Consider the following 25,148-nt stretch of genomic DNA (forward strand, 5'->3'; position numbering starts at 1 on the left):
TTAAACCGCCTTATTCGGATCGAAAGCGTCGCGCACCGCTTCGCCGATGAAAATCAGCAGCGACAACAGCACGGCAACGGAAAGAAACGCCGTGATGCCGAGCCACGGGGCCTGAAGGTTATTCTTGCCCTGTAACAGCAATTCGCCCAACGATGGCGAACCCAGCGGCAGGCCGAAGCCGAGGAAATCCAGCGAGGTTAGCGTGGTAATTGAGCTGCATAAAATAAACGGCAGGAAGGTGAGGGTGGCGACCATCGCATTGGGCAGCATATGGCGGAAAATAATGCTGCGATCGCTCACGCCCAGCGCCTGCGCCGCGCGAATATAGTCGTAGTTTCGCGTGCGTAAAAATTCCGCGCGCACCACGCCGACCAGCGCCATCCAGCCAAACAGGACGGTGATTGCCAGCAGCCACCAGAAACCCGGTTGCACGACGCTTGAGAGCAGAATAATTAAGAACAGCGTTGGCATGCCGGACCATACCTCAATAAAACGTTGCCCCCACAAGTCAATTTTACCGCCGTAATAGCCCTGAATCGCGCCGGCCGCGACGCCCATCACGCTGGAACAAATCGTTAGCATCAGGCCAAACAGAATCGAGATGCGTGTGCCGTAGAGAATACGCGCCAGCACATCCCCGCCGTTGGCGTCGGTGCCCAGCCAGTTTTGCGAGGAGGGCGGAGAAGGGAAGGGGAGGTCCGTATTAAAGTCGATGGTTGTTGCACCGTAGCGAACCGGCGCCCACAGCACCCAACCGTTTTCGCGCAACTGCTTACGCAGCCACGGGTCCTGGTAATCGGCGGCGGTGGCGAACTGGCCGCCAAAAGTTTGTTCACTGTACTCTTTCACCAGCGGCACATAGAGGCTGCCTTTGTACTGCACCAGCAAAGGGCGATCGTTGGCGATGAGTTCGGAACACATGCTGCATACGAAGACGATCAAAAAGATCCACAGCGACCAGTAGCCGCGACGGTTATGGCGAAAGCGCGCCCAGCGCGCCTGATTAATTGGGTTTAACGGCATCATCCCCGGCCCTCAAAATCGATGCGCGGATCGACCAGCGTATAAGTGATATCACTGACGATATTCAGCAGCAGGCCAATCAGCGTGAAAATGTAGAGCGTGCCGAACATCACCGGGTAGTCGCGCGAGACGGTCGCCTCATAACCCAAAAGCCCCAGCCCGTTCAGGGAAAACATCACTTCAATCAGCAACGAACCGGTAAAGAACATGCTGATAAAGGTGGCCGGAAAACCGGCAATGACCAGCAGCATGGCGTTACGAAAAATATGCTTCCACAGGATGTTGTGCTCGCTCACGCCTTTGGCGCGGGCGGTGACCACGTATTGCTTGCGAATTTCGTCAAGAAACGAGTTTTTGGTCAGCATGGTAAGCGCCGCAAAGCCGCCAATCACCGTCGCCAGCACCGGCAGCGTGATGTGCCAGAGGTAGTCGGTGATTTTCTGATACCAGGAAAGCGTGTCGAAATTAGCCGATACCAGCCCGCGTAGCGGGAACAGGTCGTAATAGCTGCCGCCAGCGAAGAATACAATCAACAAGATAGCGAACAGAAACGCCGGAATGGCATAGCCGATAATAATCAACGCGCTGCTCCAGGTGTCGAAACGGCTGCCGTTTTGTACCGCTTTGCGAATACCGAGCGGTATCGACACCAGGTAAATAATCAGCGTGCTCCACAGGCCGAGCGTAATCGAAACGGGCAGGCTGTCCTTCATCAACTGTAAAACGGAAGCATTGCGAAAAAGGCTATTGCCGAAATCAAAGCGGATGTAATCCCACAGCATTTTGAAATAACGTTCGTGCAGTGGCTTGTCAAAGCCGTAGCGCTGAGTAATTTCGGCGATCACTTCCGGGTCAAGGCCACGCCCGCCGCGATACTGGCTGTCGGCGATATTCCCCACGCCCGCGCGTGCATGACCGCCGCCGGAGCCGCCACCGCCCGTACCGGGCAAGCCACCCGGATTACCGAATTCAACGGCAGCAATGGCCTGGTCGACCGGGCCGCCGGGGGCAATCTGCACAATAAAAAAGTTAAGCGTGATGATTGCCCACAGCGTCGGGATAATCAGCAATAAGCGGCGGAGCAAATAAGCGCTCATATTTTCTCCTTAACGCCGGGCTTCCGGCAGTTTCGCCGCTTTATTGACGTCATACCACCAGTTATCAAAGCCGCTGGCATAGAGTGGGCGAATCGGCGGATGCGAGAATTTATCCCAGTAGGCGACGTGATCTTCCGCCATATACCACATTGGCAGCATGTAGAAGTTCCAGGTTAAGACGCGATCCAGCGCGCGACCCAGCGGCAGCAATTTTTTCTCGTCACCTTTCGCCTGGATTATCTGATTGATCAACGCGTCAACGACCGGGCTGGCGACGCCGGGCGCGTTATAGGTTGAGTTGATGTACTCAGATGACCAGGAAATTTGCAGGTCGGAGCTGGGCCACGGCGTGGCGCGCCACAGGCTTGGCATCATGTCGTAATCGCGTTTACGCAAGCGGCTGAGCAACTGAGAGTTATCCACCTGGCGAATAGACATCTCGACCCCGAGGCGTTTCAGATTGCGCTGGAACGGCAGCACCCACTGGTTATTACCGCCAGAGGCGACCAGCAGTTCGAAGCGCAGCGGCTGGCCGGTTTTTTCATTCACCCGCTGTTGGTCTTTCAGCACCCAACCCGCGTGGGTGAGCATATCGCCCGCCTTCAGCAGGTTTTGGCGGTTTGCACCATCACCGTTTGAGACTGGCGGCTGATAAATAGTGGTGAAGACTTCAGGTGGAAGGTCCTTTTTCATCGGCGCAAGTAGTGTGAGTTCCTCGGCATTCGGATAATGGCGTGCCGCGTACTCTGTATTCTGGAAATAGCTGGCAGGGCGGCTGTAGGCGTTATAAAACAGCGCTTTGTTCATCCATTCAAAATCAAAGGCCATGCTGATGGCTTCGCGTACCTGACGATCGGCAAAGACGGGGCGCTGGATATTAAATGCCAGCCAGCGTGTGTCCTGGGCGGCCTCATTTTTTTGCGCTTCTTTAACGATATAGCCACTGGCGAAATTTTTGCCGATGTAGCGTGTGGCCCAGTTTTTGGCGCTGCTTTCATTACGCATGTCGAACGCGCCCGCCTTAAACGCTTCAAAGGCGACGTTGTCATCAAGGTAATAGTCGTAGCGCAGCGTATCGAAATTCCAGCGGCCACGGTTGACGGGCAAATTCGCGCCCCAGTAATTTTTCTCTCGCGAATAGACAATATATTGCCCCAGCCGCCAGTCGGTAATGCGATAGGGGCCGCTGGCGAGCGGTGGGGTAGAGAGCGGATCGCTTAGCTTGTGGTCGCGCCAGAATTTCTCTGGCATCACCGGCAGGGAGAAGAGGCTTAACATATCCTCTTTACCTGGTTTACCCAATTCGAAACGTACCGTGAGCGGCGCAATGGCTTTGACCGTCGTGCCTTTGTAGACCAAACGGAATTGCGGCACCCCTTCGGTCATAAACTTGTGAAAGGTAAATTCGACGTCGCGGGCGGTTATGGGCGTTCCATCATGAAAGCGGGCCTGCGGGTTCATGCTGACTTCTACCCATGAGTAATCATCGGCATAGCGGGCGCTTTCGGCAATCAGCGGATAATAGCTGCCCGGTTCATCGTCGGAGGTGGTGAAGAGGGCATCGTAGAGCGATTCGGTACGCACGCCAGGATTGCCGCGTAGGGCGTAACGGTTGAAGTTATCAAAGGTACCAATGGATGAGAGCGTGATCGTGCCGCCTTTGGGAGCAGCCGGGTTGACGTAATCAAAGTGATTAAAGTTAATGGCATACTTCGGCTCGCCGATCACGGCAAAGGCGTAACTCTCTTTAATCGTCTGTGCGCCGAGGGAAAAACTGCTCAGCGCCAACAGCACGAGACACATGCGCACAAATATCACCGGGTTACCTTCCCTTTATGATCCGTTCCTGATGTCCTTGAATCATAATTGACCCTTAGCGGCTTGTGAAATATTTCGCAGGCTCATTATGCGCTTCAACAAGCTGAGTCAGGGTGAGCGGCTGGCTTATCCAGTAGCCTTGCAGGAAATCCACACCGTGGTCGCGCAGCCACGTTGCCTGCTCCTGCGTCTCCACGCCTTCTGCGACGGTCACCAGATTCAAACGGTGCGTGAGCGTCAGCACCGTATCCAGCACTGGCGAGGTGACCGTTTCCATCCCAATGGCGTTAACGAAGCCGCGGTCGATTTTCAGATAATCAAGTGTAAAGCGCTCAAGATAAATCAGCGCGCTATGGCCGGTGCCGAAATCATCAATGGCAATCTCGATGCCTTCGCCGTGCAGCCACTCAAACAGTTTCACCGCCTGTTTCTCGTTGAGCATGTCGCGCTCGGTGAGTTCCAGCACGACCTGGAAATAGTTTTCGGGCAGGCTGGCAAGCAGATGGCGTATATCTTGTTTGAAGCTCTCCGCATGCAGATGACTTGGTGAAATGTTTATCCCAAGCTTTGCGCCAGGCGGCAGCACTTTTTGCAGGGCGGGGGCATCTTTGGCGATCAATTCAAAAAGATGGCGGGTGAGGGGGACAATCAGATTTTGCCCCTCAGCGAAGCTGATGAAGGCGTCCGGTGGAATATTGCCTGCCACCGGATGCGTCCAGCGCATCAGCACCTCTACGCCGCCAATATGTAAATCGCTGGCATGCACCACCGGCTGGTAGACCACGTAAAACTGGCCCCGGGTGATAGCCGAGAGAATTTCCCGACCCGGCCGCATTCTTATCGTCATTACATAAGCACACAGAATCCCACTCAGCAGGCCGCACATCGCCCCAAGCAGCAATGAGTAAAGCATATTATCCGTGGCGATTTCGTTGCCATACAGATAAATCTCCAGCGGAACGCCATTGATTTTCGCCTGACGAATGGGCCTGTTTTCAATGCTGGTCAGCGGCACGGGCTGGTGGTTAAAGGTCGAGATCGCCGTATTGCCATTAATCACCAGCGCGACACCACTGTACTGGCTTTGCTTCGAAGAATTCAGTATCCACGGCATCAGATTGGCGTTGATGGAGGTAAATACGCCCCGGTCGGCCAACAGTGGGCTTCGGTCCCACAGAATAAACGCCGGGCGGTGGGGCATCATGGGCGTGCCGGGTAGAATCGCCATCGCCTGGTTTTGTGAAAGGTCGAGAGAAGGGACCAGATCTTTAATCGCAATATCCAGCGGACCCGTGGCCGATGAACAAAACGCATGGCCCTCTTTTACCAGCAGAAAGGCGCGAATATTGAGGCTAAAGGCGGCGCGCGAGGTGAGCTCGGAGGAGACATTCTCGCACGAGCTCATGGTTAACGGTTGCAGGGTATCGATAGTATTGAGTACTTCGCCAAAGTAGCTATTGAGATAGGTCTTCAGCTCGGTGATGGTATTGTCAAACTGCTCAGTGCGTTTGTGGTAAGAGACAAGAAACTGAGTTCCGCCTGCCAACAGGGCAAAAAACACGCCAACCAGCAGGCTGGTGATGGCGATTCGGCGGCTTAACAGCGTTTTACGGCTTAGCATAAAGGATGCGTGTCTCGGTTATTTAAATCGGCTTCGCCAAATCATTGGAAAAAAAAAGCACTGCCAGAGCAGTGCTTTCTTATGCTTGCGGTCAATCAAGGGATACTGACAGCAAGTGATATTAAGAGCGGCTTAAAACTCGGCGCGCTTCATTATAGCGCTTCTTCCAGTATGGCTCATTCATGCTGGAGATCGTTACACCGCTGCTGGTAGACGCGTGAACGAACTGATTGTTGCCGATATAGATGCCGACATGACGACCGGTAGAACCTGCACGGAACAGGACTAAATCGCCGGTGCGAAGCTGGCTACGAGAAACGGATTTACCGGTTTCCTGCTGCTCCCACGTAGAACGCGGCAGCTCTAAACCAAATTGTTCGCGGAAGGTGCGCTGTACAAAGCTGGAGCAATCAACGCCGCGTTTGGTGTCACCGCCTAAACGATAACGAACGCCTTTCCAGCCTGCATACTGATCCATCAAACGTGATTTCACGTCGAGGTTGCGGACCATCGATTCAAATTCATCCTGAGAGGCTTGCAGTGACGAGGCATCGTTGGTGCCCACAGCATGCGTCTCAGAATGCATATTCCTGGCGGTGTCTTTTGTTGTGCTACAGGCAGAAAGCAGAACCGCAACTGCTACTGCTGGAATCGCTCGCAAGATATATCTCAAAATTGGTTGAGATTTGACCATTTTATGTGTTTTCCCTTGAAGTCCTTAACGACAATGTCGTTATAAAAAATGCCAAACGCGTCTGAGACTAAATACACGCTAACAATGAGACAATTCTTTAAAGTCAGATCTGTGGACTGGCGCACAAAATTATTCACTATGAGAATAATTGCTCATTATTGGCAAACGCGATTGAGATTACCCGATTGACAAGGGCATTGCGAGTGGTTTTACAGGATTTCTTATAAGAAATTGTGATACAGAAAGTTAAAATTTGTGAATGCGTAAAATAGTGTCAATTTAGCCTGAAAAATAGGCAACTCACTCATTCGTAAGACGAATATTCTTGAGGGGAAACGTAATTCAGAATGATTTATCGGCAGAAATAAATCAGGGATCGAAAACGATCCCTGATGATAATTTTATAACGTCCGTTATTTATTTTCGGAGCGAGCCATATTGAGACGCGGAAGATAGCGCTCAAAAAGCGATATTGCCTTGTCGCTGAGCGGGGTCATCAATACCCACGGAATGCCAATCAACACCGCCGTCAGAGAACCGACGGCAATATCGGTAAACCAGTGTGCGCCAATCATTACGCGCGGGAAGGCAAAAATCACGAAAATAGCCAACGCGATGGCGAACGCTTTTCTGCCGAAATAACGCCACATGAATGTCGAAAAAATGAGCAGCATCATGCCATGGTCGCCAGGGAAACTATCTCGCGAGGCATCCTTGGTCGAAATGTGCAAATAATCGCTCACCCGATGGGTATCCGGGAAAAATAGCGTTGGACTGGCGCGCTTAACCGGCATCAAATTCTGCGCCAGCTGGTTAATAATCACCGCGGCAAGCAGCATCACCAGGCCGATGATAATAATCCGGCGACGGCCAGCGGCATCCTCTTTCAGCCAGAAGCTAAGCATCAGGCAACCCATCGCCAGCAGCGAGCAGCCATCAAAGGCGCGGTTGTTGGTAATCGCGAGGAACCACTGATAAACGCGGCTCTCATCGAGGCCGTGATTAAAGAAGTGAAAAATAGCGGAATCAACATTAAACCAGACGCCATGGTTGGGCGGCAGGAACCAGCATAAAAAGAGTGCTATGCCCGCAGCGTTCAGCAGCAGGATTAACGGATATCGCGTCTTCATTTTTTCATCACCATAATTCAACAACGACCGCAACCTTAGCCCTTTCACGCTAAACGGAGCTTCAACAGAGTTGTTTGCAGTGCATTCCAGTCGGCGTCCGCATCATTAATCAGTTCGATGCGGCTGTCCGGCGGCGCGACGCTCTGCGTTTCAATGTGCAGATCTGCGCCCTGGCGGTTGATTCGCACCAGCCCCTCAGGAATACGCATGACCGCTTTGACGCGTTGCACGGGAGCCAGGCGCGCCCATTCAAGGATGCCCACCGTGTCGAAGGTGGTATCGGCGTCAAAAATCCAGCCGCAGGATTGATAACCCTGACCGCTGTTCAGGCTACGACGCCAGCGTTGATGCTCCGGCAGACTGAGCGCGGCGAGCCCTTTTTTCTCCGGGTGCGCGTGTGAGTGTGCGTCGCTTGTGGGAAGTTCCGTGAGGTTGCTGCGCGGCTGGTCGAGCAGGGCGATATCAATATTACCCTGTGTGGCATTCACACGCTGGCGCGCGCCACCGTACTGTTGCCACCAGCTTTCCAGTGCCCGCTCGCTTTCCGCAGTCGCGCGATCGCCTTTATTGGCAATGATAATATCGGCGGCGGCGAGCTGGTCGCGGAAGTTCTCGTTCAGAACCACTTTTTCATCCAGCAGCTGGCGCGGGTCAAGCACACAAAGCGTCGCCCGCAGGTCAATCCATGGCTCATAGACCGCGGCGGTGAGAATATCGAGGATCTGTTTGGGGTGACCCAGCCCGGTGGGCTCAATGAGCAGGCGGTCGGGCTTTCCCTGACGCAGCAGCGTATTCAGGCCCACCTGCATCGGCAAACCATTCACACAACACATACAACCGCCGGGGATCTCTTTAAGCAACGCACCGCTATCGGCCAGCAGCGCGCCATCAATGCCCACTTCACCGAACTCATTTACCAGCACCGCCCACTTCTCATCGGCGGGCTTATTGGCCAGCAGATGGAGGATGGAGGTGGTTTTACCGCTACCGAGAAAACCGGTTATCAGGTTGGTCTTTGTCACGAAAACTCCAGAATAAAAATCTGCAACGTTGCTACGGGTTGCGTTAATCCTGGCGAAAAGGCGATGAAAAGAGAAGTAATTCGCGAAGAGAAATGATTTCTCTTCGCATAAAAGCAGAAATTGTTAACTATTCAGGGTGGTAATGATCGCCTGACGCGCACCGGTTTGCACCAGGCGCTGCCACGCCTGCTGGACGTTTTCGACAAACGTCGCGTTGCCCGGCAGGTCAGTGCCAAAGATTTCACTGAGCGTTAGCAGAGCGACAACGCGCTCTTCATCACGGCTGTTGGCAACAATCCGGGCGATCTTCTCCGATAACGGGTCGCGGACATCAATTTTTTCACCCGCATCATCGATACCGCTGACGTAGCGCATCCAGCCCGCGACGCCTAATGCCAGCAGCGGCCACGCGGTGCCCTGTGCCAGGTGTACGCGAATGCCATCCAACAGGCGCTGCGGCAGCTTCTGGCTACCGTCCATCGCGATTTGCCAGGTGCGATGCTTCAGCGCCGGGTTGCTAAATCGGGTAATCAGGCTGTCGGCATAAGCGCCTAAGTCCACATCGGTAATCTTCAGCGTGGGGGCTTGCTCCGTCATCATTAAACGATGCGCCGCGAGGCGGAAATCGGCGTCCTGCATGCAGTCGCTGATATGCTGATAGCCCGCCAGATAACCCAGATATGCCAGAAACGAGTGGCTGCCATTGAGCATGCGCAGCTTCATCTCTTCCCACGGCAATACATCATAAACCAGCTGTGCCCCGGCGATTTCCCATGCCGGGCGGCCCGCCACAAAGTTATCTTCAATAACCCACTGGATAAACGGCTCACAGCTGATCGCACAGGGATCGTTCACGCCGCCCAGCTCATCGGTGATTTCCGCAAGCGACGCGTCGGTGGCCGCCGGAACGATGCGATCAACCATGGTGCCGGGGAAGGTGACATGCGTAGCTATCCACTCAGCTAATGCTGGATCGCGCTGTTTTGCCATGCCCAGCACGGCGTTTTTCACCACGTGACCGTTGTCCGGAATATTGTCACAGGAGAGAACCGTAAAAGCGGAAAGCCCGCGTTCGCGACGGCGGTGCAGGGCTTCGACCAGGATACCCGGCGCAGAGTGGGGCTCCTGCGGATGGCCGAGATCGTGCGCGATGCGTGGCTGATTCACATCCAGTTGCCCGGTCGCCGGGTCAATGCAGTAGCCTTTCTCGGTGATCGTCAGGGAAACAATCGCTACCTGCGGCTCGCAGAATTTCTCAATAATCGCCGCCAGCGAATCCAGTTTGGCGTTCAGACATTCATTCACTGCACCAATCACGATCGGTTGATTACCGTCGCCGCTTTTTTCCAGCACCGTGAACAGATGATCCTGCGCGCGAAGCTGGCTCATCAACTGGTCGCCGCTAAAAAGGCTGATCTCGCAGATCCCCCAATCGCCGCCTTCGGCATTAAGCACCCGGTCAGTCAGCAGAGCCTGATGCGCGCGATGGAAGGCACCGAAACCAAAATGCACAATCCGCGAGCGCAGTGCTTTTCTATCATAATGAGGCAGTTGCACATTCTCAGGGAGCGTACTGTTGGCGATTGTTTTCATTGTTTACACGTCCGATTAACCAGTAATTAACAATGCCAGTGTAAAGTTATATGACAACAAATTGAATTGGTGTGCCGAATTTATCCGGGTAATGTGAGCCAGATCAATCATTGCGGGGGCCGTATTTGACCACTACGAATAAACATGTATGGTAGTCGTCATTAACGAATATTTTATTGGTATAACAAGTTGAGAGGTTGAGGCGATGGAACAAACATGGCGTTGGTATGGCCCAAATGATCCGGTTTCCCTTGATGATGTACGTCAGGCTGGCGCAACAGGCGTCGTGACGGCGCTGCACCACATCCCGAATGGTTTGGTTTGGCCGGTCGAAGAAATTCAAAAACGTCAGGCGATGCTGGCGGAAAAAGGGCTGACCTGGTCTGTTGTTGAAAGTATTCCGGTTCACGAAGATATCAAAACGCATTCCGGCGAGTACAAAACCTGGATTGCTAACTATCAGCAGAGTATTCGCAACCTGGCGACCTGCGGCATTGATACCGTGTGCTACAACTTTATGCCGATCCTTGACTGGACGCGTACGGACCTCGAATACACGCTGGAAGATGGTTCCAAAGCGCTGCGTTTCGATCAAATCGCGTTTGCTGCTTTTGAGCTGCACATCCTGAAGCGTGAAGGCGCGCAAGCCGATTACACCGCCGAAGAGCAGCAGCAGGCAAAAGCGTATTTCGACGCCATGACCGCTGCGGACGTTGAAAAACTGACCCGCAATATCATTGCTGGCCTGCCGGGTGCGGAAGAGGGCTATACCCTTGATCAGTTCCGTGCGCGTCTGGCTGAGTACGATCACATCAGCAAAGATCAGCTGCGTGAAAACATGGCTGTCTTCCTGCGTGCTATTGTGCCGGTTGCAGAAGAAGTGGGCGTGCGCCTCGCGGTTCACCCGGACGATCCGCCGCGCCCGATCCTGGGCCTGCCGCGTATCGTTTCGACCATTGAAGATATGCAGTGGCTGAAAGAGACCGTCGACAGCATCAATAACGGCTTCACCATGTGTACGGGTTCTTATGGCGTGCGCGCCGATAACGACCTGGTGAAAATGATTGAAACCTTCGGTGACCGTATTCACTTCACGCACCTGCGCTCCACCTGCCGTGAAGACAACCCGAAAACCTTCCACGAAGCTGCGCATTTGCAGGGTGATGTGAACATGGTTGCGGTGGTTGATGCGATTCTGACTGAAGAACAGCGCCGTAAGAAAGCCGGTGATTTGCGTCCGATTCCAATGCGTCCGGACCACGGCCATCAGATGCTTGACGATCTGAAAAAGAAAACCAACCCAGGTTATTCCGCGATTGGTCGTCTGAAAGGGCTGGCGGAAGTACGCGGCGTTGAGATGGCGTTGAAAGCAACGAAGTTCCGCGACCTGTTGTAATCCGGTTTTAGAATATAAAAAGCCAGCTCATTGAGCTGGCTTTTTTACGTTAATGCGGGTTCTGCATTTTGCCGGGGGCGCTGCGCTTGCCCGGCCTACAAGTGAAAACAATTTGATGAATTGCGCCGACGTTGTAGGCCTGATAAGCGAAGCGCATCAGGCGAAGCCATCGCGATTAGTCCGCACGGCCCATATAGCGTTTTTCTTCAATATGGATACGAATTTTTTCGCCCGCGCTCAGGTATTCAGGAACCTGAATAACGAGGCCGGTGGTCAGCGTAGCCGGTTTGTTGCGTGCGCTTGCTGACGCGCCTTTAATGCCCGGTGCCGTTTCGACGATTTCCAGATCAACGGTCTGCGGCAGTTCCAGCGCCAGCAACTGGCCGTCCCACAGCAGAACCTGCATATCCGGCATGCCGCCTTCAGGAATGAACAGCAGTTCTTCTTCAATCTGATCTTTGGTGAAGGTGTATGGGGTGTAGTCTTCTTTATCCATGAAGACGTACTCATTACCATCGATGTAGGAGAAATCAACAAAGCGGCGGTTCAGGGTAACGGTATCGAGGATATCGTCGCCTTTAAAACGCTCTTCGACTTTCAGGCCGGTGCGCACATCGGAGAAACGCATTTTATACAGCGTTGCAGCGCCACGGGCGCTCGGTGACTGAATATCAATATCTTTTACAATCAGCAATTTGCCGTTGTAATTCAGCACCATACCTTTCTTAATTTCGTTCGCTCTTGGCATTGCAATTATCCTGTGTACAAGGGTGTCAAAAATATCGCGTAAAAGTACTCGCGACGGGCCTTTCAGGCAAGAGGAATTGAAGGGTTTTGCTATCTTCCGCTAAAAGGTGATACTGTGCGCGCCATTGCGCCCCTGATAAGAGTCTACATTATGGAATGTCGCCCGGATTGTGGGGCCTGCTGCATTGCGCCGTCTATCTCCAGTCCGATCCCTGGCATGCCAAATGGTAAGCCTGCCAATACCCGTTGTATCCAGCTTGCGGATAATAATCTGTGTAAGATTTTTGGCATGCCGGAACGTCCTCTGGTTTGTGGGGGGCTGCAACCCGTGCGCGAGATGTGCAAAACGCATCGTGATGAGGCGATGGTTTATCTGCTCAAACTGGAAGAAGATACGCTGCCGTAACTCGAATTGTGATGGCTGAATGCGTGTATTAACCCGCCCGTTGTATTGAGAATATTTCTCGACAACATCTATTAATATATTCACCAGAAAAATGATTCAATCTCATTGAGTTAGCGCTCTGAAAGATATATGACAAAATTAGTATTAATCGCCCTTTTTTAATGAAAAAGTATGATACTAAGAAAGTAGGGAGCCTTCATATTTAATATTACAATAATAACGAAGTGCAACTATATTAGTCTGGTAATTAATATGAGCGATACCAATTTTATATATTAACGTGATGACTGTTTTTTTACGCACTCACTTCTGTTGAGGCTTCAGTCTGCCTGTACGTTTAATTTTCATCGCATTTATTGATTAAATGTGACGGTTTCACTTAAGCATTTTTTCAGGAGATAACGCTTACCTCTCAATTATTATCTTGGGTTCAAAAGATATTCATCAATGACAAAAGGGAAATTGTAATAGTAAACAGATAATTGATTTTATCTACTCCAGTTCGCTCTTTTTCCGCCTGTCATTAAACACGGCAGGGAAAGCGCAAAACTTTATATTTAATAAAGAGGTAATGGTTATGGCCTCACAATATGATTTCACCGTCACACTGCACGATCTTGAATTTATTTTGAAGCAAATCAAGATCTCCGAAGCAGCAACCAATGCTGATGGCAGTATCAATGGCGATCTCCTGCGCGACCTCGTCTCCAGCCCTCTGTTACCCTATGGGATACGCACCGTCGATGGTTCCTGGAACAACCTGTTGCCGGGGCAGGAACTGTATGGTTCTGCCGATCAAACCATGCCGAGGCTGACGGCTATCAACTGGGCGGATGCCGACGCATTGACCAGCTACACCCAGTTGAATGGCGCAACGGTTATTGATGCAGATCCACGTATTATCAGTAACCTGATCTCAGATCAAACCGACTCTAACCCGGCGGCGGTTGAGGCGCATGAAGAACTTTCGGGTTCTCCTGGCGGCGGAACGGTATCGGATAATGGCAGTTTATCCATTCCTAACCTCTCACCCGATATCGGTTTATCCCCGGCATTTAATGGCTGGATGACGTTCTTTGGCCAATTCTTTGACCATGGTCTGGACTTAATCCCTAAAGCGGGTAATGGTATTGTATTTATTCCGCTTCAGGAAGATGACCCATTATTTGTTCCAGGCTCCAGAACCAACTTCATGGTTCTTACGCGATCGCAGGTTGATGAAAATCATAATACCGTTAACCTGACTACGCCTTTTATTGATCAGAACCAAACCTATACCTCTCATCCCTCCCACCAAATCTTTATTCGTGAATATGTCATGGTGGATGGGAAACCGGTTCCAACCGGTCATTTATTAGAAGGTGCCAACGGTGGTTTGGCGACCTGGGCGGATGTTAAACAGCAGGCAGAAATGCTGCTGGGGATTAAATTAACCGATCAGGATGTTTTTAATGTCCCATTATTGGCAACGGACCGCTACGGTAATTTGATCCTGAGTGAAAATGGGAAGGTACAAATTGTTACCACTGGCGGGCTGTTTGAGGCAGACGGTGGGCCGCTTCCTGCGGGAACGTTGCGCACCGGGCACGCCTTCCTTGATGATATCGCGCACAGTGCGGTACCCACCGCAGGGCTTACGGCTGATGCCGATACCGCTATTGGCGGTGCGCCGGTCGCAGGCACATATGATGACGAACTCCTTGCCCGCCACTTTATCACCGGCGACGGGCGCGGGAATGAAAACATCGGCTTAACGGCGGTGCACTCTGTATTCCATAGCGAACACAACCGTTTGGTGGAAGAGTACAAAAATACGCTGCTGGCAACCAACGATGTCGATCTCATTAACCAGTGGCTGATGCCGGATCATCAGATAACCGCGATTCCGGCGAATCTTAATTCACTGCAATGGAACGGCGAATACCTGTTCCAGGCCGCGCGCTTCGCCACGGAAATGCAGTATCAGCACCTTGTTTTCGAAGAGTTTGGCCGTACCGTGCAGCCTGCGATCGACCCGTTTGTCTTCTCGAACAGCGCGGATATTAACCCGGCGATTTTTGCCGAGTTTGCCCACGTGGTCTACCGTTTTGGTCACTCGATGCTGACGGAAACCGTTGATCGTACCAATATGGCAATGCAGGGGGATGATGTCGGCCTGATTGAGGCTTTCCTGAACCCGGTAGCGTTTAATGAATTCAACGGACAAATCATTTCTGACGACCAGGCGATTGGCGCTATTGTGCGCGGAATGTCGCGGCAGGTCGGTAACGAAATCGATGAATTTATTACCGATGCGCTACGTAACAACCTGGTGGGTTTACCGCTGGATTTAGGCGCGCTGAATATCGCGCGTGGGCGTGAAACCGGGATGCCAACCCTGAATCAGGCGCGTGAACAGTTCTATGAACTGAGCGGAAACAGTCAGCTGCGGCCTTATACCAGTTGGGCAGATTTTGCCTCGTTCCTGAAAAACCCGGCGTCAATAATCAACTTTATGGCGGCCTACGGTCAGCATGAGTCGATCCTTGCCGCGTCAACCATTGAGGGCAAACGCGCGGCGGTGAATTTCCTGCTCTTTGGCGATGACACGACCTCGCCACCCGCTGATGCCATGGATTTCTTCAACAGCACCGGCGACTGGGCGACAAAAGAGTCAGGTCTGAATAATGTCGATTTCTGGATTGGCGGCCTGGCAGAGCGGAAAAATGAGTTTGGCGGTATGCTCGGCTCAACCTTCAACTTTGTCTTTGAAACCCAGATGGAGATGTTGCAGGACGGTGACCGTTTCTACTACCTGAGCCGTACTCAGGGGCTGAACATGCTCAACGAGCTGGAAGCGAACTCCTTCTCGGCGCTGGTGATGCGTAACAGCGACCTGGGCGCTGCCGGGTCGTCACATCTTCCGGCTCACCTGTTCCAGACGCCGGACTTCATCTTCGAAGTGAATCGCGCGCTGCAAACGGATGCGGACCCGACCTGGGGCAACCCGCTGAAAGATTTGCTGACGCCGCTGCTGGTACGTCGTGCCGCCACAACGGATGTGAATGGTGACGGTGCCGCCGACGGCGCTTACCTGAAATACTCCGGTGACGGACACGTGGTGCTCGGCGGCTCCGCCGGGAACGACACGCTTATCGGCGGTAAAGGAATCGACAGCCTGTGGGGGGATGGCGGAGACGACCGTCTGGACGGCGGCGATGAAGCTGACGTGGTGCACGGGGGCGATGGTAACGACATTATTACCGACACCAATACGCCTATCGGCGGGGCTGACTTCCTGCATGGTGACGCAGGCCATGACGTTATCTTCTCCGGTAACGGGAACGATCTGATCTTTGGCGGCAGCGGCAGCGATTTCCTGTCGGTGGGCGAAGATGCACAGGAAGTTTTCGCCGGGCGTGATAATGACTTCGTGCTTGGCGGCTCTGGCGGCGATGCCCTGCTGGGTAATGAAGGCGATGACTGGCTGGAGGGCGGTGATGGCTTTGACAGCCTTACCGGGGAGAACTCTGAGCTCTTCTTCAACAGCACCATCATCGGCCACGACATTCTCAATGGTCAGGGCAACGACACCGACTACGATGGCGAAGCGGGTGACGACATCATGGTGCAGGGTGCCGGTATCCAGCGTAACAACGGCATGGCCGGGTTCGACTGGGCTATCCATAAGGGCGATCCTAATGGGGCGAACTCGGATCTCGGCATTCCTATCTTCGTAAACCAGCAGGAGTTTATTCTGCGAGACCGCTTCGACCTCGTAGAAGGGCTATCAGGCTGGAAGTTCAACGACGTGCTGATCGGGACAGAGCAACCTATTGGTACTGCACCTGTTCAGGGTGTGCCGTTGTCAAACAACCTGACTCAGGAAGGGGTCGATCGCATCAGCGGGTTGCAGAGCATTATCGGGGGGACACGGAGCAACAATCCAAATGCGGTGGTGTTTAACCCGGATAACGGCGGCGATATTCTGCTCGGCGGCGGTGGCAGCGACCGGATGATGGGTAAGGCTGGCGATGACATTATCGATGGCGACGCCTGGCTGAATGTCCGTCTGGCGGTAAGCGGCCTGGCGGGCGTCACCAGCGCCGATAGCCTGAACGAGCTGAAATCCTACATGCTGGCGGGCACCCTGAAACCGAACCAGATTACGATGGTGCGCGAAATTCTGCGTGAAGGCGCAGGCACGGAAACGGACATTGCGGTTTATCGAGACCTGAGCAGTAATTACCTCTTTACCCGCATGGCGGATGGCAGCCTGAGAGTGGACCATGCCACACCCGCAGCCGGGATAGTCAACGATGATGGCGTTGACCGCCTGCTCAACATCGAAAAAGTGGAGTTTGGTGATGGCGAGCAACTGTGGGTCACCGCGCAGGCAGCGACCGGGAGTCTGGCCATCAGCGACACCACGCCTTCGCAGGGCGATTTACTGCGCGCCGACCTCACGAATTTACGTGATGGTAACGGGATTGCCGCAGCGACCGTGGTCACCCTGACGTGGCAGGCACTGAGCGGTGGGCAATGGCTAGATCAGGCGACTGGCCCTGAATTCCGTGTACCTAACGGGTTACAGGGCGCGCAGTTACGCGTCGTCGCCAGCTTCACCGACCGGATGGGCGATGCCGAGCGGATTATCTCGTCGCCCACTCAGGCCGTTACGCCGCGCAACCAACCCACCATGGGGCTGCCGGTTATTAACGACCTGACGCCAACCGAAAGCCTGACGCTGACCGCCATTGTCTCCGGGATTGCGGACGCTGACGGCCTAAGCGGCGGTAACTTCAGCTACCAGTGGCGAATGAGCAATGGCAACGGCTTCGTCAACATCAATGGCGCAACCGCCGCGACCTATACGCCGACCCAGACGGTTGTTGGTCGGACGCTACAGGTGGTGGTCACCGTCCGTGACGACGAAGGCAACCCGCCGGTCGTGCTGACGTCTGCGGCAACGCAGGTGGTCGGCGATCTCAACGTTGGCAACAATCAATCTAACAACCTCACCGGTACCGCAGGAAGCGACATTCTGCGCGGCGAGGGCGGTAGTGATGTGCTGTCAGGGCTGGGGGGCGATGACACGCTGATAGGCGGTGCCGGAAACGACACGCTCGATGGCGGCGCGGGCCGGGATATCCTGGAAGGCGAAGCCGGAGACGACACGCTGAACGGGGGGCTGGATGCCGACACCATGTCTGGTGGAACCGGTAATGATACCTACATTGTGGATAACCTGGGCGACGTGGTTAGCGAAGGCGTCAATGCGGGAACGGACGTGGTGGAAACCAGCCTCGCCAGTTATGTGCTGGCCGATAACGTTGAGCAACTGGTCTTCACCGGCAACGGGAACTACACCGGGACCGGTAACGCGCTGGCCAACACCATTACCGGCGGAAATGGCAACGATTCGCTCTCCGGGCTTGGCGGTAACGATCTGCTGCGAGGGGGGAACGGCACCGATCGCCTGGACGGCGGCGACGGTAACGATACCCTTCAGGGCGACGGCGGTACCGATACGCTGCTGGGTGGTGCAGGTAACGACGTTCTCTCGGGCGGCGCAGGTAATGACATCCTTAACGGCGGTGCCGGAAACGACACCATGAACGGGGATGCTGGCAATGACACCTTTGCTTTCTCTGCAAGCTTTGGGCGCGACCTTATCTCCGGTTTCGACAGCAATGCGGCAGGTGGGCAGGATTTCATCGATCTGCGGTTGTTAAACATCACCAACTTTGCGAATCAGGTTCGTGTCACGACCGTTGCCGGGGATGCCACCATCACCATCGGAAACGACGTCATCACACTGGATGGGGTGAGTGCCAATACCATGAGCGTCGGTGATTTTATTCTCTGATAACGCTTAAGGCATTCATCCGATAATAACCGGTTATAAGGAGAAGACTATGTCGGGCCAGCATACGCAATCAGAACTGAACAGGGCGCTGAAAGGAACTCGGTCCACTTTTATTTTGCTGCTGTTTTTTAGTTGTGTAATTAATATGCTTATGCTGGCACCGGCAATTTATATGTTGCAGGTGTACGACCGCGTGCTGGTCAGCAAAAACACCACCACGCTGTTAATGCTTACCTTACTGATATTTGGTCTGTATATCGTCATTGGCCTGATTGAGTCGGCGCGCGCCAGCGTGATGGTGCGCCTCGGCAATCGGCTGGATGTGAATCTCAACCAACTGGTATTTAACGCGGCGTTTAAGCGCAAAATAACCGCTGGCGACAATAACCCCGCGCAGGCGCTGGCGGAATTAGATCAGGTGCGCCAGTTTTTATCCGGCAATAGCCTCTTTGCATTGTTAGATATACCCTGGACGCCTTTCTATTTATTGATCGCATTTCTGGTACATCCGCTGCTGGGTTATCTCTCTGTCGGAGGGATTATTATTCTGTTCACGTTAACGCTGTTTTCAGAGATTTCTACCAAACGCGTGATTCAGCAGGCGCACGCGTTGACGGTGAATAACAGCAGCAAGCTCAATAAGCAACTGCAAAATGCGGACGCGATTGAAGCCATGGGTATGCTTCCCACGCTGAAAAATCACTGGCTGGAGCAACACAATAAAGTGCTGGTTCTGCAAACGCAGATTGCGGATAAAACGGCGCACTTAAGCGGCCTGAGCCGATTTGTGCGTATCCTGCTGCAATCGGTCGCTCTGGGGGCCGGGGCCTTGCTGGTCATTAAGGGGGAAATCACGCCAGGCCTGATGATCGCCGCGTCGATCATTCTCGGGCGAGTGCTGAACCCGGTTGAGCAGGTGATTGGCAGCTGGAAACAGTTTGTGCAGTTTCGCGGCGCGTGGCAGCAGTTGGCCACCTTACTGAAAAGCTATCCCGCGCCGAAAGCGGTGCTCACCCTGCCGCGCCCGACGGGCAAAATCAGCGTGGAAAATGTGTTCGCCGCGCCTCCGGGGCTGAGTTCGCCGACGCTGCGCAATATCTCCTTCCAGCTCGATGCCGGGGAGGTGCTGGGGATTATCGGCCCGTCAGCCTCGGGTAAAACGTCGCTCGCGAAACTGCTGGTGGGCGTATGGAGTACGCTATCCGGTAAAGTCCGCCTTGATGGTGCGGATATCTGCCAGTGGGATAAAGCACTGCTCGGCCCGGCCATAGGCTACCTGCCTCAGGACGTCGAACTGTTTGATGGCAGCATCGCGCAAAACATCTCGCGTTTTGCACTGATGGACAGTGAAAAGATCGTCGCGGCAGCACAGCTGGCGGGCGTTCACGAAATGATCCTCCGCTTTCCTCAGGGCTATGATACCCCGCTTGGCGTCGGTGGATATCAGCTCTCCGGCGGCCAGCGTCAGCGCATCGGGCTGGCGAGAGCGGTGTATAACAATCCCGCGTTTATCGTGCTCGACGAACCCAATGCCAATCTCGACGATGCTGGCGAGTTCGCGCTGATTAAAGCCATTAATACCTTACGCAATCAGGGGCAAACCACGGTCATTATTTCTCATCGCCCGACGCTGCTTGGGGTGGTCAACAAAGTGTTGTTACTCAACGACGGGGCGATGCAGCAGTTCGGTACCCGTGACCAGGTGTTTGCCAGCCTCCGTCAGGCTAACGTTCTAAAACCGGTGGCTGAAATGGCTGAACCGTCTGCTAATAACGACCAACGCGAGGCCTGAAAATGAAAAAGCAGAATTCCGTAAACGACGATGACTGCGTTGATACCCGCATCTGGCCGCCGTTGCTGCGAGGGCTTGTGGTCATACTGTTCGGTGTCGGCGGCTTTTTGCTGTGGTCGGTAAAAGCGCCACTCGATGCAGGGGTGGTGGCTGATGGCACGGTCACCGTTTCCAGCAACCGGAAAACGCTTCAGCACCTGAGCGGTGGCCGCGTGACGGCTATCGACGTAAAGGAAGGCGATACGGTTAAGAAAGATCAGGTGCTGGTACGGTTGGATAAAACGCCGCTGGAGATGCGCTACAGCGCGCTGGGCGCGCAATATTTGTCAGCAAAAACCATTGAAGAACGCCTGCTTGCGGAGCGAGATGGGTTAGAAGCCATCGTTCTTGACGCATCGCTGACTCAACAGTTCTCAGGAAGTAAACGCCTCGTCGAGGCCCGCCAGCTGCAGGCGCGTTTGTTTGAAACCCGGCGCAAAACCGTTCAGGACGAAGTGGCGATGCTTGAGGAAAACCTGGAAGGCCTGGTCGGGCAGATAAATAACCTGAACAAAGTCAAAGGATTCCGCGACCATCAGTTTAGCCTTATCAGCCGTGAACTCGGTGCAATTCGTTCTCTGAGTGAGAAAAACTATTATCCCAAAGCCCAGATGCTGGTGCTGGAGCGGGAGGCGGCGGAAATCTCAGGCAGCATATCCGAGGATATTTTAAATATCGCCAAACTGAAGTCGCAGCAAAATGAAATCAAAATCAAACTCTACCAGGTGCGGCATGAATACTTGCAGGAGGTGGAGTCTGAATTAACCTCGAAGCAAAAAGAGCTTTCAATGCTTGAGGATGAACGCATTTCAACCCGTCACGAGCTGGATAATACGGAAATTCGTTCGCCGATTAACGGCACGGTGCTGGATGTGAAGGTAAGTACCGTCGGCGGGGTGATTCAGCCAGGGGAACATCTGATGGATATTGTTGCGGCCGGGCAACCTCTGCAAATTGACGCGCGTATACCGGTGCACGCGATTGATAAAATGGCGCCCGGATTAATGGTGGATGTTCTGTTTCCGGCGCTAAACCACGCGTTATTACCGTCGGTGCCTGCACGCGTGCTGACCGTTTCGGCGGATCGCTTAATTGATGAAGCCACCCAGCAGCCGTATTACCTGGCGGAAGTTCAGGTCTCACGAGAAGGCGTAAAACTGCTGGGTGATTACAAAATTAAAGCCGGTATGCCGGCAAGCGTCACGATAAAAACCGGTGAGCGGACCTTCCTGAGTTACCTCTTTAAACCGCTGCTGGCCCGCCTTGAGCTGGCATTTAAAGAGTATTAAACGTCTTTCACACGCATCAGACAGCCGCTGGTGATGACACACATCACCAGCGCTATCCAGAACACCGCGTGATAACTCCAGATTTCCGCGACGACGCCCGCCAGCGACCCGGCGATGATCCAGCCGACGCGGGTGGTATTGGTGTACAGTGTGGTCGCTGAACCGGCCTGCCCCGGCATCAGATCCTGAAAATAGAGCATGCCAATACCGGCGAGAATACCAATGTAGATTGCGTTAAGAAGCTGTAAACCAAGCAGTAAAACCGGTGTATGTACCGTCAGTATTCCGGCATAGAACAGCAACCCACTTACGGCGGCGATACGCATTAAAAAGCGCTTACCGAAGCGTTTAGCGTAATATCCGGCAATCAACATGGTTGGGATTTCGAGGCCCGCCGCCGTACCCATCATCACGCCCGCCAGTTTTTCCGGCAGATGTAACTCTTCAATAATAAACAGCGGCATATTAATGATGTACAGACTGTTGGTGCCCCACATCAGCGTGCAGATGGTAAACAGCAGCAGGGCATCGCGGCGATTAGTGCGCGGCGCTTCTATGTGTCCGGCAGTGGCGCCTTTACCTTTATGCATGCTGGGCAGTAAAAACCAGACGATGATACCGCAGACAATAAAGGCTATCGCCGCGCTGAGATACATCACCGTAAAGCCAAAGCCCATCGCCAGCGCATAGGCCAGCGGCGGGCCAATAACCCAGGCGAGTGACACCTGCGCACGCAGAATAGAGCTGAACATGACTGCTTCACGCCCCGTTTTATCCGCATGCTCGCGCGCAAGAGCGAACATTTGCGGGTTGGCGGTGGAGCCAAAGCTGCTCAGAAAAACACCGACAAACAGCAAAATAAAGTAGTTACGATTCCAGGCAAACAGCACGCAGGCGAGCACGCCCAGCAGGCAGCAAAACACGATCAGGCTTTTGCGATCGCCTTTGCGATCGGAACGCCCGGCCAGAAACTGGCTCACCAGGATGCCAATGATCGCGCTACCGGTAAAGAAGAAGCCAACCATCGCCGGACGCGCGTGGACTTCATTAGTCAGAAACAGGCTCAGGGTCGGCGTTTGCAACGCCCCGGCGATACCGGTTAAAAACGCAACAATCAGAAACGACGATGAGGTGAGATCAAACGAACGTCGGGGGGCGGCGGCAGAACTGTTTTGCATATCTCTTAATCGCTAGCGTGACAGGAGGCGGGAGTTTACGTCGCCACTCAGAAAATGAACAGTCATCTACATCAAATTCCGCACATAAAAATTAAAAAGCCATTTCAAAATAATTCTCACTCAAGCTGACGTTTGCTGACGCCTGAACTTCAGCTGATTAAGGTGTCAGCAGTTGTGGTATTAATGCTAATAAAATGTGCTGTAGATCTAACTTTAAACATCAGAAATTCAACTTATCTTGCAGGCTGGTTAAGAAAGGGACAGACTCAATTGAAACGTTTCAGCGTCATCTGACCTTTATTTTGGCATAAGGTGACGCCTTTTTTCTCATGTTAGCTGAAACGATTCAATTCAGCAGGAGAGGAGAACCATGTTCCAGTTATCTGTTCAGGATATTCATCCCGGTCAGCAGGCCGCGGATAAAGAAGAGGCTATTCGGCAGGTTGCTTCAGCACTGGTCAGTGCGGGCAACGTGGCGGAAGGCTACGTCGCCGGGATGCTGGCGCGTGAGCAACAAACGTCCACTTTCTTGGGCAACGGCATCGCTATTCCGCACGGCACTACCGACACGCGCGACCAGGTGCTGAAAACCGGCGTCCAGGTTTATCAGTTTCCGCAGGGCGTGACCTGGGGTGAAGGGCAAACGGCATATGTGGCTATCGGTATCGCCGCGAGCTCAGATGAACACCTGGGTCTGCTGCGTCAGCTGACGCACGTGCTGAGCGATGATTCCGTGGCTGAACAGCTGAAAAGCGCCACCGCCGCTGAAGAGCTGTGTGCGTTGCTGATGGGCGAAAAGCAGAGCGAATCGCTGAAGCTTGATAACGACACCCTGTCGCTGGATGTTGCGGCAAACGACCTGGTGACGTTGCAGGCGCTGAACGCCGCGCGTCTGAAAGAGGCCGGAGCGGTGGATAGCGCTTTTGTCGCGCACGCTATTAACGAACAGCCGCTGAATCTCGGTCAGGGTATCTGGCTGAGCGATGGCGTAAACGGCAACCTGCGTAGCGCCGTGGCGGTTAGCCGTGCGGCGAACCCGGTCAGCGTTGGCGAATCTCAGGCCGCGATGTTGATTACCGTGGCAATGGCTGACGATCAACCGACTGCCGTGCTCAGCCGCCTGAGCAATCTGCTGCTGGAAAATAAAGCTGAACGTCTGCTGAAAGCGGATGCCGCCACCGTGCTGGCGCTGCTGACCAGCGACGACGCGGCAGCGGAAGACGTATTAAGCGAAGAATTTGTGGTGCGCAACGAGCATGGTTTACATGCGCGTCCGGGCACTATGTTAGTCAATACAATCAAACAGTTCAGCAGTGATATCACCGTCACCAACCTTGATGGCAGCGGTAAACCGGCGAACGGTCGTAGTTTGATGAAAGTCGTCGCACTTGGCGTGAAGAAAGGCCATCGCCTGCGCTTCACCGCTCAGGGGGACGATGCTCGTCAGGCACTGGACGCAATTGGAGAGGCGATCGCCTCTGGCCTCGGGGAGGGCGCATAAATGAGCAGACGCGTTGCAACAATCACACTGAATCCGGCCTACGATCTGGTTGGCTTCACGCCAGAAATTGAACGTGGCGAAGTTAACCTGGTACGTACTACCGGCCTGCACGCCGCAGGTAAAGGGATTAACGTTGCAAAAGTGCTGAAGGATCTGGGCATCGATGTCACCGTCGGTGGTTTCCTCGGGAAAGATAATCAGGACGGTTTTCAGCAACTGTTCAGCGAACTTGGAATCGCTAACCGCTTTCAGGTGGTGCAGGGCCGTACCCGCATTAACGTTAAGCTGACGGAAAAAGACGGCGAAGTCACCGACTTCAACTTCTCTGGTTTCGACGTGACTGCCGCAGACTGGGAACGTTTTGTTAACGACTCCCTGAGCTGGCTGGGTCAATTCGACATGGTTTGCGTAAGCGGCAGCCTGCCAGCGGGCGTCAGCCCGGAAGCGTTTACCGACTGGATGACGCGTCTGCGCAGCCAGTGCCCGTGCATCATTTTCGACAGCAGCCGTGAAGCGCTGGTGGCGGGCCTGAAAGCAGCACCGTGGCTGGTCAAACCGAATCGTCGCGAACTGGAAATCTGGGCCGGTCGCAAGCTGCCGGAAATGAAAGACGTGATCGACGCGGCTCACGCCCTGCGAGAACAAGGTATCGCCCATGTGGTGATTTCCCTCGGCGCAGAAGGCGCGCTGTGGGTGAATGCGTCCGGTGAGTGGATTGCTAAGCCGCCGTCAGTGGAAGTGGTCAGCACCGTTGGTGCAGGCGATTCCATGGTCGGTGGCCTGATTTACGGCCTGCTGATGCGTGAATCCAGCGAGCACACACTGCGTCTGGCGACGGCGGTGGCGGCACTGGCGGTCAGCCAGAGCAATGTCGGCATTACCGACCGTACCCAGCTGGCGGCCATGATGGCGCGCGTTGACTTACAACCGTTTAATTAACAGCAGGAGAGAAAT

At 53.8% G+C, this 25,148-nt stretch carries 17 protein-coding genes; 7 read left to right on the plus strand and 10 right to left on the minus strand.

All coding sequences use genetic code 11. The annotated features are described in order from the left end of the window. From ACWWFX_RS01540 to ACWWFX_RS01575, 8 genes are all read right to left on the minus strand, one after another. On the minus strand, window positions 1-1,026 hold the full coding sequence (locus ACWWFX_RS01540) for a microcin C ABC transporter permease (RefSeq protein WP_276219804.1): 1,026 nt from the start codon (window positions 1,024-1,026) through the stop codon (window positions 1-3). Next, window positions 1,023-2,120 (minus strand): microcin C ABC transporter permease YejB, encoded by a 1,098-nt coding sequence (locus ACWWFX_RS01545; protein WP_473223031.1) that lies wholly within the window; start codon window positions 2,118-2,120, stop codon window positions 1,023-1,025. The genes ACWWFX_RS01540 and ACWWFX_RS01545 overlap by 4 nt, the downstream gene beginning before the upstream one ends. Window positions 2,121-2,129: 9 nt before the next feature. Beyond that, entirely contained in the window at window positions 2,130-3,923 is a 1,794-nt protein-coding gene (locus ACWWFX_RS01550; RefSeq protein ID WP_473223138.1) for an extracellular solute-binding protein, read from the minus strand. A 70-nt stretch (window positions 3,924-3,993) separates the two neighbouring features. After that, window positions 3,994-5,559, minus strand: coding sequence for a cyclic di-GMP phosphodiesterase (locus ACWWFX_RS01555; protein WP_473223032.1), 1,566 nt, complete (start codon window positions 5,557-5,559; stop codon window positions 3,994-3,996). 121 nt (window positions 5,560-5,680) lie between these two features. Continuing rightward, on the minus strand, window positions 5,681-6,253 hold the full coding sequence (mepS, locus tag ACWWFX_RS01560) for a bifunctional murein DD-endopeptidase/murein LD-carboxypeptidase (RefSeq protein ID WP_108473642.1): 573 nt from the start codon (window positions 6,251-6,253) through the stop codon (window positions 5,681-5,683). A gap of 413 nt (window positions 6,254-6,666) precedes the next feature. Next, on the minus strand, window positions 6,667-7,383 hold the full coding sequence (locus tag ACWWFX_RS01565) for a phosphatase PAP2 family protein (RefSeq protein ID WP_276219807.1): 717 nt from the start codon (window positions 7,381-7,383) through the stop codon (window positions 6,667-6,669). Window positions 7,384-7,427: 44 nt separating this feature from the next. Then, on the minus strand, window positions 7,428-8,405 hold the full coding sequence (locus ACWWFX_RS01570; RefSeq protein ID WP_473223033.1) for a CobW family GTP-binding protein: 978 nt from the start codon (window positions 8,403-8,405) through the stop codon (window positions 7,428-7,430). A gap of 123 nt (window positions 8,406-8,528) precedes the next feature. Continuing rightward, window positions 8,529-9,998 (minus strand): mannitol dehydrogenase family protein, encoded by a 1,470-nt coding sequence (locus tag ACWWFX_RS01575; RefSeq protein WP_473223034.1) that lies wholly within the window; start codon window positions 9,996-9,998, stop codon window positions 8,529-8,531. A gap of 205 nt (window positions 9,999-10,203) precedes the next feature. On the opposite strand from ACWWFX_RS01575, the gene uxuA reads away from it, so the two are divergent. Next, a complete protein-coding gene (gene uxuA / locus ACWWFX_RS01580; protein WP_473223035.1) occupies window positions 10,204-11,394 on the plus strand; it encodes a mannonate dehydratase in 1,191 nt (396 codons plus the stop codon). Between the two features lie 175 nt (window positions 11,395-11,569). On the opposite strand, the gene yeiP is transcribed toward uxuA, so the two are convergent. Next, window positions 11,570-12,142: an elongation factor P-like protein YeiP gene (gene yeiP / locus ACWWFX_RS01585; RefSeq protein ID WP_456146020.1), complete on the minus strand. Its 573-nt coding sequence runs from the start codon at window positions 12,140-12,142 to the stop codon at window positions 11,570-11,572. A gap of 150 nt (window positions 12,143-12,292) precedes the next feature. Here yeiP and ACWWFX_RS01590 point away from each other — a divergent pair, with 150 nt between their 5' ends. From ACWWFX_RS01590 to ACWWFX_RS01605, 4 genes are all read left to right on the plus strand, one after another. After that, entirely contained in the window at window positions 12,293-12,547 is a 255-nt protein-coding gene (locus tag ACWWFX_RS01590) for a YkgJ family cysteine cluster protein (protein ID WP_276219858.1), read from the plus strand. Window positions 12,548-13,124: 577 nt separating this feature from the next. Continuing rightward, the gene (locus tag ACWWFX_RS01595; protein ID WP_473223036.1) at window positions 13,125-18,395 is read left to right on the plus strand and encodes a peroxidase family protein; all 5,271 of its coding nucleotides are present in this window, start codon (window positions 13,125-13,127) and stop codon (window positions 18,393-18,395) included. A 49-nt stretch (window positions 18,396-18,444) separates the two neighbouring features. Then, window positions 18,445-20,187, plus strand: coding sequence for a type I secretion system permease/ATPase (locus ACWWFX_RS01600; RefSeq protein ID WP_473223037.1), 1,743 nt, complete (start codon window positions 18,445-18,447; stop codon window positions 20,185-20,187). A gap of 2 nt (window positions 20,188-20,189) precedes the next feature. Beyond that, on the plus strand, window positions 20,190-21,515 hold the full coding sequence (locus ACWWFX_RS01605) for an HlyD family type I secretion periplasmic adaptor subunit (RefSeq protein ID WP_276219814.1): 1,326 nt from the start codon (window positions 20,190-20,192) through the stop codon (window positions 21,513-21,515). Here ACWWFX_RS01605 and setB read toward each other — a convergent pair. Further along, complete coding sequence (setB, locus tag ACWWFX_RS01610; protein ID WP_473223038.1) at window positions 21,512-22,693, minus strand: sugar efflux transporter SetB; 1,182 nt, start codon at window positions 22,691-22,693, stop codon at window positions 21,512-21,514. The genes ACWWFX_RS01605 and setB overlap by 4 nt on opposite strands. A gap of 370 nt (window positions 22,694-23,063) precedes the next feature. Between setB and fruB the strand changes: the two genes are divergently transcribed. Both fruB and fruK read left to right on the plus strand, forming a co-directional pair. Further along, window positions 23,064-24,194, plus strand: a complete 1,131-nt coding sequence (gene fruB, locus ACWWFX_RS01615) for a fused PTS fructose transporter subunit IIA/HPr protein (RefSeq protein WP_473223039.1) — start codon at window positions 23,064-23,066, stop codon at window positions 24,192-24,194. Then, window positions 24,195-25,133, plus strand: a complete 939-nt coding sequence (gene fruK / locus ACWWFX_RS01620; protein ID WP_015963724.1) for a 1-phosphofructokinase — start codon at window positions 24,195-24,197, stop codon at window positions 25,131-25,133. Window positions 25,134-25,148 lie beyond the last annotated feature (15 nt).

This window comes from Pseudocitrobacter sp. 2023LY-00077 (genome assembly GCF_055796175.1).